The sequence below is a fragment of the Cytobacillus sp. EB106-05-05-XG126 genome (assembly GCF_058791715.1).
In genome coordinates this window covers 45880-59867 of the sequence record NZ_JBYTDU010000005.1, presented here as the reverse complement: position 1 = coordinate 59867, position 13988 = coordinate 45880, and the positions used below count along the sequence as shown (strand labels likewise).

Sequence of the window (13988 nt, the reverse complement as noted above, 5' to 3'; positions counted from 1 at the left end):
CTCCTGCGGGAAGTGAGGGAAGTGAGAGACCCCGCAGGCGAAGCCGAGGAGGCTCTCATCTCTCCCCGCGGAAAGCAAGTGCCTGGAGCGGAAATCAACGGGCAACATTAGCGAACAACAATCGTTATTAAAACAGTTTTTGGAAAAATAACCCTTAAAAGATTTTTTTTTTGCCAGAAGGATTATATAGAAATTTGTCGAATATTAAATTGGTGATCAATGTTATGCTTTGTCATCCATTTATGTTACTATTCAATTAAAAGGCAGCAATTTTGGATAAGCCTGAATTTGCTAAAATGGGTGGTGAAAAAATGGCGTTGACTTTTTATTGGTATCCTAAATGCGGGACATGCCGTAAGGCCAAGAAATGGCTTGACGAACATAATCTGTCCTATGAAGAAATACATATAACAGACAATCCGCCTTCTCGAAGCGAACTTGAAGCGCATTATAAAAACAGCGGTTTGGAACTAAAGAAGTTCTTTAATACGAGTGGCCAAAAATATCGGGAGCTCGGCTTGAAGGACAAAGTAAAAACCTCTTCAGATGAAGAACTGCTCGATATTCTGGCAACAGACGGCATGCTGATCAAGCGTCCGCTGCTGACAGATGGAGAGAAAGTAACAGTGGGCTTCAAAGAAGAGGAATATGAAAAGAAATGGCTTTCCTAATAGCTGGAAGCCATCATTAACCATGAGATCGATTTACTGATCATAAATTGAAATATTACTATGGAGGGATACATAATGAGCACACCAAAAGAATTACGTTATTCAGAAGAGCATGAGTGGGTAAAAACAGAAGATGGGAAAGTACGTATTGGGATTACGCATTTCGCGCAATCAGAACTTGGTGACATTGTATTCGTTGAGCTTCCTGAAGTTGGCGATGAGCTAAGTGCAAACGAACCATTCGGAAGCGTAGAATCTGTAAAAACAGTTTCTGAACTTTATGCGCCTCTAAGCGGTAAAGTGGTTGAAGTAAATGAAGATCTTAACGACAATCCTGAGTTCGTAAACGAGTCTCCATATGAAAAAGCATGGATGGTTGTGGTGGAGCCTTCAGATTTAAGCGAAGTAGAAAGCTTGATGACTGCTGAGCAATATGAAGAAATGACAAACGAAGATTAATTAGAGAGCCGGTTCACTTCCGAACCGGTTTTTTCGTTTTTAGGGTAAATCATGTCCAGCTGCTTCAGCATTTTTGTTCTTACCTTTAATTGCTATTTTTCTTTTACATAGACAGGGCAAAACTATAGGTACCCAAATGCATGAAAGGAATGATTACCCATGACATTGAAGCAGCAGAAAATCGATATAACTGACCGGGTTGTCGGCAAACTTAACAATAATGGGATAGATCTTTATCTTGAAAATGAAAAAATTGGCCAAATCAGCCTTCCGGAAGGCTCTTCTTTCAACCTGTCCCATCATTTTGAAACCGAACACCAAAAAATATACCAGAATGTCTCCGTTCCAGATAAAGCGCAAGCGCGCTACACAGACTGTGACGAAGGCGGCTGGTGCTGACTACTGTAAACAGCGGAATTATTTCCGCTGTTTATTTAATAGGCTAAAGTGTTATGACCGGGCATACAATGAATTAGGCTATTTAAAGAAGACATAAAAATATTTTTCTTCAAAAACATTTCCTTTCCTAAACCGGGCAAGGAATATATAAATCAGCAAGGCCCTAACCTCCAAAATGGGCAGGAGATTCACACCATAACCTAGAATAATGAATATATTAAGATAAAAACAATGCATTACTGGCTTTTAGCTTAAACGAACAGTTTCAAAATAACTCCTTTCAGGTGATGACGATGAACGATGGAATTCCGGAAAAAGTGATTATTGTCGAGGGAAAGTCAGATAAAACAAAGGTTAAAAGCATTATAAGAGAGCCCGTTGAAATTATCTGCACAAATGGAACAATAAGCATTACCAAACTGGATGAATTAATTGACACACTGTTTGATAAGGATGTATATATATTGGTGGATGCCGATTCAGCAGGTGAAAAGCTGAGAAAACAATTCAAAAGGGAATTTCCAGAGGCAGAGCATCTATACATCGACAGAATGTACAGAGAAGTAGCGACGGCACCGGAACACCATTTGGCAACAGTGCTGCTGGGAGCTAACATTGACGTTTATACACAATATCTGGACAGATAAAGTAAGGATGATAAAATGCAGGAATGGTCGCAGCAGGACATTGAGGAAGCGATTAGCGGAGAAGAAAAAACAATTCTTATCTATTTGTATACGCCTATGTGCGGAACCTGCCAGATGGCAGGAAAGATGCTGGCAGTTACAGAGCAATTGCTGCCAGGTCAAAAAATGGGGAAAGCGGACTTAAATTATATGCCGCAATTGGCTGAAAAATGGGGAGTGGAAAGCGTACCCTGCCTCCTCATCTTCAGAAAAGGAACTTTACATGAAAAATTATATGCTTTCCGATCCGTACCCTATTTATTGGATAAAATCAGAAGCATCGATTAGCAGAAACCAGGAGCAAAGCAGCCTGGTTTTTTGCATGTTTTAAAAAAGCCTTTTCACTATTCAAAATATATTTACAAACCCATTCCGAAAGAGTATGATACTTAGGGAGTCGAAATAAAAATCATACAGTGCAGGAAGGGATCCGCATGGCATTTTACAGGGAGTGGGCTGGTCAATTTAAAGGTTATAACCGCAACATAAAATTGGCTTTTATGGCGAATATCCTTACACAAATTGGTTTTGGGATATTCATGGTAATTTATAATTTCTACATAAGGGAGCTCGGCTACTCAGAAAGTGTTAATGGACAAATCATATCCATGACTGCTCTCGCGACAGCAATGATTCTTGTGCCGGCAGGGATCGCCAGCGACCGAATTGGCAGAAAAAAAGCGATGATGTTTGGTGCAGTTGCAACAGGTGTAGTTATGCTCTTCAGAAGTATAGTTGAAATGCAGGAGCTCCTGATTTTATTTGCATTTTTAACCGGGCTGACAACAGCCTTTCTTCAGGTATCCGGCATACCATGGCTGGCTGAAAATTCAAAGGCTGATCAAAGGGTTCATTTATTCAGTATCCATTTTGCTATAATGACGGGCGCCAATGTGATCGGGAACTTAAGCGGGGGCATCTTAACGGATGTATTTTCTTTGTTTACGGATCAGCTCACCAGCATACGCATCACCCTTCTGATTGCAAGTGTGTTTTTCATAGCCGGCTTATTTCCAATTTTGCGTTTCGCAGAGGTTTCGAAAGATCGAAAAGGTGCAAAGGGCATAAAAGGCTGGTCATTCAAAAAACTCTCAGCTAAAAATGACGGTGTCAAAATTATCGCGATGTTTGCTTTTGCTCAGCTGCTGATTGGAATTGGTGCAGGACTAGTTATTCCCTATCTGAATCTATACTTCGCAGACCGCTTTGAAGCCTCCAATTCAGCTATTGGCATGATTATTTCATTAGGGCAGGCTGCCACGGCCTTTGCCATGATTATCGGACCGGTTGTGGTAAGAAAAGTGGGAGAGGTAAAAGCTGTTGTGATCCTGCAGCTCATGTCACTTCCTTTCCTGCTTTTAACCGCTTATACTGAAAACCTTTGGCTGGCTGCCATTGGCTTTTTGTTCCGGCAGGCGTTGATGAATGCGGGAAATCCTATACAAATGTCATTGATGATGTCAAAGGTAAATGATTCGATGAAAGGACTGGCAAACTCAGTCAATCAGATGGTGTTCAATCTGGGCTGGGCTGTAATGGGCCCGGTTTCAACAGGAATCGTCATGAGATATGGAGATTATTGGGGATATGCACTCGTATTCACCATTACAGCTTCTTTATACTTGATTGGCTCTCTCTACTTTTTCTTTGTATTCAGAGGCTATAAAAAGACAAAAACTGAAGCAGCCTCTGTGAAAATAGTATGATCTGACATATTTCTCGGGAAATGAAAAGGCAATGCCAATTAAACAGGCAATGCCTTTCTGATTTTGTCGAATGAAAAATAAAGGATTAAAGCACTTTATTACTGAATATTAAAGTCAATTGACCCCATTAAAAGAGGTGAGGCTGTGAGGAGTTTACCTGATGTATTTATCCGGGAATTAAAGGCTAAAGGGCATCTTGGATTTTTCTTAAGAAGTTCAAACTTTTCTCTGCTTATTAAGGCGGGAAACACATGCATTCCTTTGAAAATTTCGAATGGGGAAATACAGAAGGCAAGCCGCACCAGCCATTTTGATGTTGAAATCTCGGGATCGGAAGAAGCTGTATTGTCACTGATTACAGGAAAAGTAAAGCTAAGGGATGCCATTTCCCAAAACGAAATAATGCTTGAAACCACTTACAGAAAAAAGTTGCTTCTCGAGTCTTTTTTCTGTTTAGGGAAAATTTCACTGCACAATACTTGACCGTTTTTTTAATAGTATGATAATATCGTTTTAATATTAATTAACTGAATATTCTTATCAAGAGAGGCGGAGGGACTGGCCCAGCGAAGCCCGGCAACCGGTAAAATACACGGTGCTAAATCCAGCAGAGCAGAATGCTCTGGTAGATAAGAAGAGTCGATATAGCCCTCTTCTTATGAAGAGGGTTTTTCTGCTTTTAAGAAATGAAATAAAAACATTTTTATAGAGGAGAGATAGCGATGACGGACAAACAGAAAAATTACCGCTTTGAAACAATTGGAGTACATGGGGGGCTGAAGCCTGACCCTGTAACTGGCGCGAGGGCGGTCCCAATTTATCAGAATAATGCTTATCAGTTCAAAAATACAGATCACGCTGCAGATCTCTTTGCCCTGAAAGAACCGGGATATATTTATAGCAGGATACATAATCCAACTGTCAGTGTGTTTGAGGAAAGAGTGGCCATGCTTGAAGGAGGAGTGGGTGCGCTGGCTCTTGCCAGCGGCCAGTCTGCTATTACACTTGCCATTTTAAATATCGCCGAAGCTGGTGATGAAATTGTAGCCGCATCCAATTTATATGGGGGCACTTATAATTTATTTGCAGTTACACTTCCCAAGTATGGAATAAAGGTAAAACTGGTGGATCCAAAGGATCCGGAAAATTTCCGGAGTGCCATTACAGATAAAACAAAGGCTGTCTTCGCCGAAACAATTGGAAACCCCAGCCTGAAAATCCTGGATATTGAAAAGGTTGCCGCAATTGCCCACGAAAACGGTGTGCCGCTGATTGTCGATAACACTTTTGCTACCCCTTATCTTTGCAGGCCTATTGAACATGGAGCTGACATTGTCATACACTCTGCGACAAAATGGCTGCTCGGCAATGGGACCACAATGGGGGGAGTTATTGTGGACGGCGGAAAATTTGACTGGAATTCTCCTAAGTTTCCGGGCTTTACAGAGCCTGATCCGAGCTACCATGATATTGTCTATAGCGAAGCAATTGGCGAAGCTGCTTATATTATCAAAGCACGGGTACAGCTGTTAAGAGACTTAGGACCTGCAATGAGTGCGCAAAGTGCATTCCAGTTCACACTGGGTCTTGAGACTCTGCATGTGAGAATGAAGGAACATGTTGCCAATACCAAAAAGGTAGTGGAATATTTGGAGGCGCACCCAGCCGTTAATTGGGTGCTCTATCCAGGTCATGAAAACCACCCGGACAAAGACTTGGCAGATAAATATTTGCCAAAAGGAGCCGGGGCAGTGGCTGTATTTGGAATTGCGGGCGGACGAGAGGCTGGAGCCAAGCTGATCAATAGCTTGCAGCTATGGGCACATGTGGCAAATGTCGGGGACGCAAAGAGCCTGATTATCCACCCTGCAAGCACTACTCATCAGCAGCTGGATGAGGAAGGTTTAAAGGCTGCAGGAGTGCCGGAGGACCTGATTCGGATTTCGATCGGCATCGAAAATGCAGAAGATTTAATTGAAGACCTGGAACAGGCGATAGAAGCAGCTGCAGGTCTCACATCGCTAGCTGCAAAAGCGTAAAGGAAAATTTACCATTCACTTTTTTCCGAAAGTTTGAAATTTCATCGTTGACACCTTTTTAATGGCTATGATACGATAGCAAACGTAGTTAAAAAACTGCTTAATTCATTTAAAGTATTAATTTAATATAGAACGTTACGCTCTTATCAAGAGAGGTGGAGGGAAGTGCCCTATGAAGCCCGGCAACCGTCAATTAGTTGAAATGGTGCCAATTCACTCAAAGCATAGCTTTGATAGATGAGAGAAAGGACTAAATTTTTTTATGCCTTTCTGCTCATGTGCAGAAAGGCATTTTTGCTTTTGCGCATGAAAGCCTATATAGAGTGAAGAATAGGGAATAAAAGCAGTCTATTAATTATTATCTGTATCTTTCGATAAAAGAGGTGACTATCACGTTGATTTCCATAAAAGATGTACAGAAGATATTCTCTTCAAAAAACGGTCAGGTAAAAGCAGTTGACGATGTGAACCTGGAGGTAAAAGAAGGAGAAATCTTCGGTGTTATCGGATACAGCGGTGCAGGTAAAAGTACCTTAATCCGCATGCTGAATGGGCTGGAGCTTCCTACCCATGGCAGTGTAACAGTAGCAGGCAATGAGGTTTCAAAGATAAAGGGAAGCAAGCTAAGAAAAGCGCGGCAGGAAATAAGCATGATTTTCCAGCACTTCAACCTGTTATGGTCGAGGACAGTAAGAGAGAATATTGCATTTCCGCTTGAAATCGCATCCGTTTCCCGGCAGGAAAGGCTCAAAAGAGTAGATGAGCTCATTAAACTCGTCGGTCTCGAAGGAAGAGAAGATGCCTATCCTTCCCAGCTTAGCGGGGGTCAAAAGCAAAGAGTTGGGATTGCCAGAGCCCTAGCCAATAATCCAAAAGTGCTGCTTTGTGATGAGGCAACATCTGCCCTTGATCCGCAGACAACAGACTCCATTTTGGAGCTGCTTGTTGACATCAATGAGCGGCTGGGCTTAACCATTGTCCTCATTACACATGAAATGCACGTAATCCGTAAAATTTGCCATCGGGTTGCTGTTATGGAAGGCGGCCGGATTGTGGAAATCGGCCCTGTATTGGATGTCTTTAAGAATCCGAAAGCTGTGATTACAAAGCGTTTTGTCCAGCAGGTGACAGAGCCTGAAGAAACGAAGGAAACAATTGATCATCTGGTCGATTTGTATCCAAAAGGAAAAGTAGTCCAATTAGGATTTGTCGGCGAAGCAGCTGAACAGCCATTGATTACAAACCTGATCCGTCACTTCCAGGTAACTGTTAACATTCTGCAGGGGAAGATCTCCCAGACGCAGAATGGCTCCTACGGTACCCTATTCATCCATGTTGATGGAGAAGCAGAGGAAGTTGCAAAAGCGATTGAATTTATCCATTCTCAGCAGGTGGGCGTGGAGGTGATTTCCAATGCTTAATGAATGGTTTCCAAATGTGAAATGGGACTCCATGTGGGAAGCTACTGTGGAAACTCTCTATATGACAGCTATTTCTGTTATTGCAACGTTTATTTTAGGAGCGATTTTGGGGCTGCTGCTCTTTTTGACCTCAAAGGGGAATATCTGGGAAAATGCAGCAATCAATAAAATTATCTCTGCGTTCGTCAATATTTTCCGTTCGATTCCATTTATTATCCTTATTGTATTACTGATTCCATTTACGAAGTTTTTGCTTGGGACAATGATTGGGGAGGATGCAGCATTGCCTGCATTAATTATTGGTGCTGCCCCGTTTTATGCCCGAATGGTGGAAATCGGCTTGAGGGAAATTGACAAAGGGGTAATTGAAGCGGCCAAGTCAATGGGCGCAAAAACAAGCACGATTATCTGGAAGGTTCTGCTTCCGGAATCAATGCCCGCCCTTGTTTCGGGAATAACCGTGACAGCTATCGCGCTGGTTGGCTACACAGCCATGGCTGGTGTAATCGGCGCCGGGGGTCTAGGAAATCTGGCTTATCTGGAAGGATTCCAGCGGAGCCGAAGTGATGTAACGCTTATGGCGACAGTCATTATTCTAATCATCGTATTTATCATCCAGTTTATTGGAGATATCATTACAACAAAATTAGACAAACGATAAGGAGAGATTGACATGAAAAAATGGTTATCACTTGTTCTTGCACTGGCAGTTGCACTTGTACTTGCAGCTTGCGGCACTTCAGAAGAGGGCGGCAATGCCGGTGAAGGCGGAGATAGTAAAGAAAGCAAAAAGATTACAGTGGGGGCTTCCAATGTCCCTCATGCTGAAATTCTTGACGAAGCAAAGCCATTACTTGAAGAAAAAGGCTTTGAACTTGATGTTGTGACATTCCAGGATTATGTATTGCCAAACCAGGCTCTTGAATCTAAAGAGCTTGATGCAAACTACTTCCAGCACATTCCTTATCTTGAGTCACAAAAGGCTGAGCATGGATATGATTTTACGAATGCAGGCGGAATTCATATTGAACCAATCGGTGTGTATTCCCAAAAGTATAAGAACCTTGAGGAGCTTCCTGAGGGTGCAACCATCATCATGAGCAACTCTGTCGCTGACCATGGCCGCATCCTTTCCATGCTTGAAGCTGAGGGACTTATCACTTTAAATGCAGATGTGGAAAAAACGGAAGCAACACTGGAAGATATAAAAGAAAATCCGAAAAAATTAAAGTTTGATACTGAATATGAAGCATCACTTCTTCCTCAGATCTACAATAATGGAGAAGGAGACGCAGTCCTGATTAACTCCAACTATGCAATCGATGCAGGGTTAAATCCTCTTAAAGATTCAATTGCCATCGAGGACAAAGAATCACCATATGTAAATGTGATAGCAGTCCGCACAGGTGATGAAGAAAAAGAAGGAATTAAAGCTCTTGTAGAAGTGCTTCGTTCAAAGGAAATCCAGGATTTCATTCTTGAAAAATATGAAGGTGCCGTTGTGCCGGTATCTGAGTAAAGGCAGAAATGCAGGCGTTCACAGCGCCTGCTTTTTTTTGTGGATCAGCAGCCCCACTTGCCGTATAGATTGAAATGCAATCAAACATACTAACCTTGATACTATTTGAAATGGAGTGGAGATCGATGGAACATTATCATGAACCTTCAAACTCAATAGAAGAAGCCCTGCATGATTATAAAGTCGGATTAGGAGTTTTCACTGAAAAAATGCCTGATTTGGCAAAGCATTATAATGCTTTTACAGAAGCCTGCTTTAAAGAAGGGGTTTTATCTCAAAAAGAGAAGCAGCTGATCGCGCTCGGCATCAGTTTATATTCTCAGGATGAATATTGCATTATTTACCACACAAAAGGCTGCATTGATCAAGGGGCGTCCGAAGAAGAGATTCTTGAGGCAGTAGGAGTAACAGCAGCTTTTGGTGGCGGAGCGGCCATGAGCCAGGCGGTTACGCTCGTCCAGGAGGCCATGACCGAATTGAATCAGCAAAATCACTGAGAATCTTCTCCTGCTTGGCAGCAGGAGTTTTCTTTTGCAATGGTGATTTTTCAGAAAATTTATAAAAACAACCATTAATCCAGAGCATTCGGCCAGAATTCTAAGGATAGGAAGTATGAAAGCGTTTCACCAGTTCTCATTCCTTATTTTGCTAAAAAAATCAGGTTTTTTCCGCTTTGTGCGGGGTATAGTGTGAGTGTTAAGATTTTAGATGTAAAACCAAATGCTGAAAAGCATAAAAACCGAAAGGATTGATTCATTATCAGTCAGTTACAGCTGAACTACACGAGTGAAATGGAAAAAGCTATGCAAGCTGCCCATGGAGTTGGATATGAAGTGTACAGCCGGAAACATGATATTCGAATGGAAGTTGAAAAAAGACGTGAAGAAGATTATCTTCAAAGCCAGCGATTAGTTGCAGATCTTGAAAGAAAAATTCATTCCTAAGTTAAAGGTATATATAATAATGAAGTAAATAGTAACCAGTGCCAATGATGCACTGGTTTTCTTTTTGCAATACATGAAATTACAGTACCGGGAAAAAATAGACAGGACATGCTGGTTTCCGGTAATTTCACTCTTTGATGACAAAGAATTTATATGATAAAATTTATATTTACAGGCTTTCTAAACTTTTTCGTTTGAAAAGTTTGTTAATGGTCTCAAAGAGTTGCTATGATATTTGATTTGTTATAAGATTGTAATGAGAATAAAATGAGAATAGAGATTTGCGGATGAAACCGATTTACAAATCTTCTTTTATTGACGGAGGTATATATTATGGCAGGATCAGTACTTACAATTAAAGACCTTCATGTTTCTATTGAGGGAAAAGAAATACTAAAGGGTGTAAACCTTGAGATTAAAGGCGGAGAAATTCACGCAATTATGGGGCCGAACGGTACAGGTAAATCTACTTTATCTTCTGCTATCATGGGCCATCCAAAATATGAAGTAACACAGGGAAGCATCACTTTAGATGGTAAAGATGTTCTTGAAATGGAAGTTGACGAGCGCGCACGTGCCGGCCTGTTCCTTGCAATGCAATATCCAAGTGAAATCAGCGGCGTAACAAATGCCGATTTTTTACGTTCTGCAATTAACAGCCGCCTTGAAGAAGGAAATGAAATTTCTCTTATGAAATTCATCCGCAAAATGGACAGCAAGATGGAATTCCTTGAAATGGATCTTGACATGGCTCAGCGTTATCTTAATGAAGGTTTCTCAGGCGGAGAAAAGAAGCGCAATGAAATTCTTCAATTAATGATGCTTGAACCTAAAATGGCTATCCTGGATGAAATCGATTCCGGTTTGGATATCGATGCATTGAAAGTTGTTTCAAAAGGAATCAATGAAATGCGCGGAGAAGAGTTTGGATGCTTAATTATCACACACTACCAGCGCCTTCTTAACTACATCACACCTGACCATGTTCACGTGATGATGCAGGGCCGCGTTGTAAAATCAGGCGGACCGGAGCTTGCACAGCGCTTAGAAGCTGAAGGATATGACTGGATTAAGAAAGAATTGGGCATTGAAGACGAAACAGTTGGGCAAGAAGCGTAAGCGTTAGGGGGATCACTATGACAACGGAAATAAAACTACCATTTGATAAGGAATATGTTAGTTCCTTTTCAAAAGATATGGGCGAGCCGGCATGGCTGACAGAACTCCGTCTAAATGCGCTTGCAGACGCGGAAAGCCTGCCAATGCCAAAGCCTGATAAAACCAAAATAGCTAAATGGAACTTCACACAGTTCGAAAAGCACATTGTCGGAAGCGAAGACTTTGCGTCTCTAAACGACCTTCCTGAGGATGTAAGAAACCTGATTGATACAGAAGCTGGCGATCAGAATTTATATATTCAGCGCAATAATAGACCAACTCATTTGTCTGTATCTAAAGAACTTCAGGAAAAAGGTGTTATTTTCACAGACATCTTTACAGCGGCAAGAGAACACAGCGAGCTTCTTCAGAAATATTTTATGAAGGATGGCGTCAAAACGGACGAACACCGTTTAACTTCTCTGCACGCGGCTCTTTTAAACGGCGGAGCGTTCTTGTACGTTCCGAAAAATGTGGAAATTTCAGCGCCAATTCAGGCTGTATATATCCATGATGATAAAGAGGCAAACCTATTCAACCATGTATTGGTTGTAGCTGATGATAACAGCTCAGTTACTTACGTGGAAAACTATGTTTCTGTAGTTGAGGAAGCGAACGGCATCTTCAATATTGTTACAGAGGTCATTGCCAATGCAAATGCACGAGTACAGTATGGTGCAGTTGACACACTTGCTAAGGGAACAACAGCTTATGTGAACCGCCGCGGGGTTGCAGGCCGTGATGCCCGCATTGAATGGGCTCTTGGACTTATGAACGATGGCAATACAGTTTCAGAGAATACAACTAACCTTGTTGGAGACGGTTCTTTCGGGGATACTAAAACAGTTGTTGTAGGACGCGGAGAACAGACTCAAAACTTTACAACGAAAGTAGTTCATTTCGGAAAGAATTCCGAAGGCTACATTTTAAAGCATGGGGTTATGAAAGACTCTGCTTCATCCATCTTTAATGGAATCGGTAAAATCGAGCATGGGGCTTCCAAGTCAAATGCCGAGCAGGAGTCACGCGTACTGATGCTAAGCGAAAAAGCGCGTGGGGATGCCAACCCGATTTTATTAATCGATGAAGATGATGTAACAGCAGGACACGCAGCTTCAGTTGGCCGTGTGGATCCATTGCAGCTTTATTATCTAATGAGCCGCGGTATCTCCCAAAAAGAGGCTGAACGTCTTGTTATTCACGGCTTCTTGGCGCCTGTTGTTAATGCTCTTCCGATCGAAGGCGTTAAGAAGCAGCTGACTGCCGTCATTGAAAGGAAAGTAAAATAATGAATGCCCGTGAGATTCGGCAAATGTTTCCCATCCTGGATCAGGAAGTCAATGGAAAGCCTCTTGTTTATCTGGACAGTGCCGCTACTTCCCAAAAGCCTGTTCCGGTAATTGAGGCGATTGATAAATACTACCGGGAATATAATTCGAATGTTCATAGAGGCGTCCATACGCTAGGCACGAGAGCAACGGATGGCTATGAAGGTGCCAGGGAAAAGGTGCGTAAATTCATTAATGCCAAATCGACTGAGGAAGTTATTTTTACAAGAGGAACAACAACTTCCATCAATACAGTTGCAGCAAGCTACGGACGTGCTAACCTGTCTGAAGGCGATGAAATTGTGATCTCCTATATGGAGCACCACAGCAATATCATTCCGTGGCAGCAGGTAGCTAAGCAGACGGGTGCCACATTAAAGTACCTTCCCTTGCAGGAAGATGGTACCATCTCCCTAGAGGATGTCAGGACAACCGTAACAGCTGATACGAAAATCGTATCCATTATGCAGGTGTCGAATGTGCTTGGTGTTATGAACCCGATTAAGGAAATTGCAAAAATTGCCCATGAGAACAGCGCAATTATGGTTGTGGATGGTGCGCAAAGTGCTCCGCATATGAAAATTGATGTTCAGGATCTGGATTGTGATTTTCTTGCTTTTTCCGGTCATAAGATGTGCGGCCCTACCGGCATTGGTGTTCTTTACGGAAAGAAAAAGCACCTGGAAAAAATGGAGCCGGTTGAATTTGGCGGTGAAATGATCGACTTTGTCGGCCTCTATGAATCAACATGGAAGGAGCTTCCGTGGAAATTCGAAGGAGGCACGCCAATTATTGCAGGTGCCATTGGATTAGGTGCTGCAATTGATTTCCTTGAACAGATTGGCCTGGACGAAATTGAGGCGTACGAGCACAAGCTGGCCGCTTATGCTATGGAAAAAATGTCTGCTATAGACGGAATGACCATTTATGGGCCAAAAGAAGCCTCAAAAAGGGCCGGCCTGGTTACGTTTAATATAGACGATGTTCATCCACATGATGTGGCAACTGTATTGGATGCAGAAGGAATTGCAGTCCGCGCCGGCCACCATTGTGCACAGCCGCTGATGAAGTGGCTCAAGGTGTCGGCAACTGCACGTGCAAGCTTCTATCTGTACAATACGGAAGAAGATATTGATAAGCTTGTTTCAGGACTTGTCAAAACAAAGGAGTATTTCAGCGATGTCTTCTAAAAATTTAGATACCCTTTACCGCCAGGTTATAATGGATCATTATAAAAACCCTCGTAACAAAGGGGTACTTGAAGATGACAGCCTGACGATCAATATGAATAACCCTACATGCGGGGACCGGATTCAATTGACGCTGAAGCTTGAGGACGGCAAAGTGGCTGATGCGAAATTTGAAGGCGAAGGATGTTCCATCTCCATGTCCTCAGCTTCCATGATGACTCAAGCCATCAAGGGTAAAAATATTGAAGAAGCCTTAAAGCTTTCCAAAGTTTTCTCGGACATGATGCTGGGAAAAGAATATGATGAAGATGATCTGGATCTTGGCGATATCGAAGCTCTTCAGGGAGTTTCCCAATTTCCTGCCCGAATCAAATGCGCCACTTTGGCATGGAAAGCAATGGAAAAAGGCGTTGGCACGGAGAAAGAAGAACAGGAATAAATTAATCAAACGTTTGATTAAAAACTTTT

The 13988-nt window shown here is 42.2% G+C and carries 17 protein-coding genes and 2 riboswitches; all 17 genes read left to right on the top strand.

Features of this window, described 5'->3' with window-relative positions; genetic code table 11:
* Window positions 1-311: 311 nt before the first annotated feature.
* The 17 genes from AC3WTL_RS16205 to sufU all read left to right on the top strand — a co-directional run bounded on the left by AC3WTL_RS16205 (window position 312) and on the right by sufU (window position 13959).
* Window positions 312-671, top strand: coding sequence for an arsenate reductase family protein (locus AC3WTL_RS16205; protein WP_222499093.1), 360 nt, complete (start codon window positions 312-314; stop codon window positions 669-671).
* A 75-nt stretch (window positions 672-746) separates the two neighbouring features.
* The gene (gene gcvH, locus AC3WTL_RS16200) at window positions 747-1130 is read left to right on the top strand and encodes a glycine cleavage system protein GcvH (RefSeq protein WP_009331744.1); all 384 of its coding nucleotides are present in this window, start codon (window positions 747-749) and stop codon (window positions 1128-1130) included.
* Window positions 1131-1289: 159 nt separating this feature from the next.
* Window positions 1290-1529, top strand: coding sequence for a YusG family protein (locus tag AC3WTL_RS16195; protein WP_048008459.1), 240 nt, complete (start codon window positions 1290-1292; stop codon window positions 1527-1529).
* 293 nt (window positions 1530-1822) lie between these two features.
* Window positions 1823-2176 (top strand): toprim domain-containing protein, encoded by a 354-nt coding sequence (locus AC3WTL_RS16190; protein ID WP_035329346.1) that lies wholly within the window; start codon window positions 1823-1825, stop codon window positions 2174-2176.
* 15 nt (window positions 2177-2191) lie between these two features.
* Entirely contained in the window at window positions 2192-2503 is a 312-nt protein-coding gene (locus AC3WTL_RS16185) for a thioredoxin family protein (RefSeq protein ID WP_048008460.1), read from the top strand.
* A 146-nt stretch (window positions 2504-2649) separates the two neighbouring features.
* Window positions 2650-3921 carry an MFS transporter gene (locus AC3WTL_RS16180; protein WP_252219688.1) on the top strand — a complete coding sequence of 424 codons (1272 nt, stop codon included), beginning with the start codon at window positions 2650-2652 and terminating at the stop codon, window positions 3919-3921.
* Between the two features lie 144 nt (window positions 3922-4065).
* Window positions 4066-4404 carry an SCP2 sterol-binding domain-containing protein gene (locus AC3WTL_RS16175; protein ID WP_048008462.1) on the top strand — a complete coding sequence of 113 codons (339 nt, stop codon included), beginning with the start codon at window positions 4066-4068 and terminating at the stop codon, window positions 4402-4404.
* Between the two features lie 51 nt (window positions 4405-4455).
* Window positions 4456-4557: riboswitch (SAM riboswitch) on the top strand.
* Window positions 4558-4643: 86 nt separating this feature from the next.
* Window positions 4644-5960 carry an O-acetylhomoserine aminocarboxypropyltransferase/cysteine synthase family protein gene (locus AC3WTL_RS16170; RefSeq protein ID WP_252219686.1) on the top strand — a complete coding sequence of 439 codons (1317 nt, stop codon included), beginning with the start codon at window positions 4644-4646 and terminating at the stop codon, window positions 5958-5960.
* Window positions 5961-6100: 140 nt separating this feature from the next.
* A riboswitch (SAM riboswitch) is annotated at window positions 6101-6204 on the top strand.
* Between the two features lie 151 nt (window positions 6205-6355).
* Window positions 6356-7381, top strand: a complete 1026-nt coding sequence (locus AC3WTL_RS16165) for a methionine ABC transporter ATP-binding protein (protein WP_252219683.1) — start codon at window positions 6356-6358, stop codon at window positions 7379-7381.
* Window positions 7374-8042: a methionine ABC transporter permease gene (locus AC3WTL_RS16160; protein WP_048008465.1), complete on the top strand. Its 669-nt coding sequence runs from the start codon at window positions 7374-7376 to the stop codon at window positions 8040-8042. Before AC3WTL_RS16165 ends, AC3WTL_RS16160 begins: the two co-directional genes overlap by 8 nt.
* A 12-nt stretch (window positions 8043-8054) precedes the next feature.
* Window positions 8055-8900 carry a MetQ/NlpA family ABC transporter substrate-binding protein gene (locus tag AC3WTL_RS16155; protein WP_048008466.1) on the top strand — a complete coding sequence of 282 codons (846 nt, stop codon included), beginning with the start codon at window positions 8055-8057 and terminating at the stop codon, window positions 8898-8900.
* A gap of 125 nt (window positions 8901-9025) precedes the next feature.
* Window positions 9026-9397 carry a carboxymuconolactone decarboxylase family protein gene (locus AC3WTL_RS16150; protein ID WP_048008467.1) on the top strand — a complete coding sequence of 124 codons (372 nt, stop codon included), beginning with the start codon at window positions 9026-9028 and terminating at the stop codon, window positions 9395-9397.
* Between the two features lie 294 nt (window positions 9398-9691).
* A complete protein-coding gene (locus AC3WTL_RS16145; RefSeq protein WP_169799774.1) occupies window positions 9692-9844 on the top strand; it encodes a YuzK family famiily protein in 153 nt (50 codons plus the stop codon).
* Window positions 9845-10177: 333 nt separating this feature from the next.
* On the top strand, window positions 10178-10963 hold the full coding sequence (gene sufC, locus AC3WTL_RS16140) for a Fe-S cluster assembly ATPase SufC (protein WP_048008468.1): 786 nt from the start codon (window positions 10178-10180) through the stop codon (window positions 10961-10963).
* A gap of 17 nt (window positions 10964-10980) precedes the next feature.
* Complete coding sequence (sufD, locus tag AC3WTL_RS16135; RefSeq protein WP_048008469.1) at window positions 10981-12291, top strand: Fe-S cluster assembly protein SufD; 1311 nt, start codon at window positions 10981-10983, stop codon at window positions 12289-12291.
* Window positions 12291-13520, top strand: a complete 1230-nt coding sequence (locus tag AC3WTL_RS16130; RefSeq protein WP_222499105.1) for a cysteine desulfurase — start codon at window positions 12291-12293, stop codon at window positions 13518-13520. The genes sufD and AC3WTL_RS16130 overlap by 1 nt, the downstream gene beginning before the upstream one ends.
* Window positions 13510-13959: a Fe-S cluster assembly sulfur transfer protein SufU gene (gene sufU, locus AC3WTL_RS16125; protein ID WP_035329358.1), complete on the top strand. Its 450-nt coding sequence runs from the start codon at window positions 13510-13512 to the stop codon at window positions 13957-13959. The genes AC3WTL_RS16130 and sufU overlap by 11 nt, the downstream gene beginning before the upstream one ends.
* Window positions 13960-13988 lie beyond the last annotated feature (29 nt).

Excerpts from the sequence above, each read along its gene's own strand:
- AC3WTL_RS16150 (WP_048008467.1), top strand. The coding sequence starts at position 9,026 with ATGGAACATTATCATGAACCTTCAAACTCAATAGAAGAAGCCCTGCAT.
- AC3WTL_RS16185 (WP_048008460.1), top strand. The coding sequence starts at position 2,192 with ATGCAGGAATGGTCGCAGCAGGACATTGAGGAAGCGATTAGCGGAGAA.
- AC3WTL_RS16180 (WP_252219688.1), top strand. The coding sequence starts at position 2,650 with ATGGCATTTTACAGGGAGTGGGCTGGTCAATTTAAAGGTTATAACCGC.
- AC3WTL_RS16170 (WP_252219686.1), top strand. The coding sequence starts at position 4,644 with ATGACGGACAAACAGAAAAATTACCGCTTTGAAACAATTGGAGTACAT.
- sufC (WP_048008468.1), top strand. The coding sequence starts at position 10,178 with ATGGCAGGATCAGTACTTACAATTAAAGACCTTCATGTTTCTATTGAG.
- AC3WTL_RS16205 (WP_222499093.1), top strand. The coding sequence starts at position 312 with ATGGCGTTGACTTTTTATTGGTATCCTAAATGCGGGACATGCCGTAAG.
- sufD (WP_048008469.1), top strand. The coding sequence starts at position 10,981 with ATGACAACGGAAATAAAACTACCATTTGATAAGGAATATGTTAGTTCC.
- AC3WTL_RS16155 (WP_048008466.1), top strand. The coding sequence starts at position 8,055 with ATGAAAAAATGGTTATCACTTGTTCTTGCACTGGCAGTTGCACTTGTA.
- AC3WTL_RS16160 (WP_048008465.1), top strand. The coding sequence starts at position 7,374 with ATGCTTAATGAATGGTTTCCAAATGTGAAATGGGACTCCATGTGGGAA.
- AC3WTL_RS16130 (WP_222499105.1), top strand. The coding sequence starts at position 12,291 with ATGAATGCCCGTGAGATTCGGCAAATGTTTCCCATCCTGGATCAGGAA.
- AC3WTL_RS16190 (WP_035329346.1), top strand. The coding sequence starts at position 1,823 with ATGAACGATGGAATTCCGGAAAAAGTGATTATTGTCGAGGGAAAGTCA.
- gcvH (WP_009331744.1), top strand. The coding sequence starts at position 747 with ATGAGCACACCAAAAGAATTACGTTATTCAGAAGAGCATGAGTGGGTA.
- AC3WTL_RS16195 (WP_048008459.1), top strand. The coding sequence starts at position 1,290 with ATGACATTGAAGCAGCAGAAAATCGATATAACTGACCGGGTTGTCGGC.
- sufU (WP_035329358.1), top strand. The coding sequence starts at position 13,510 with ATGTCTTCTAAAAATTTAGATACCCTTTACCGCCAGGTTATAATGGAT.
- AC3WTL_RS16145 (WP_169799774.1), top strand. The coding sequence starts at position 9,692 with ATGGAAAAAGCTATGCAAGCTGCCCATGGAGTTGGATATGAAGTGTAC.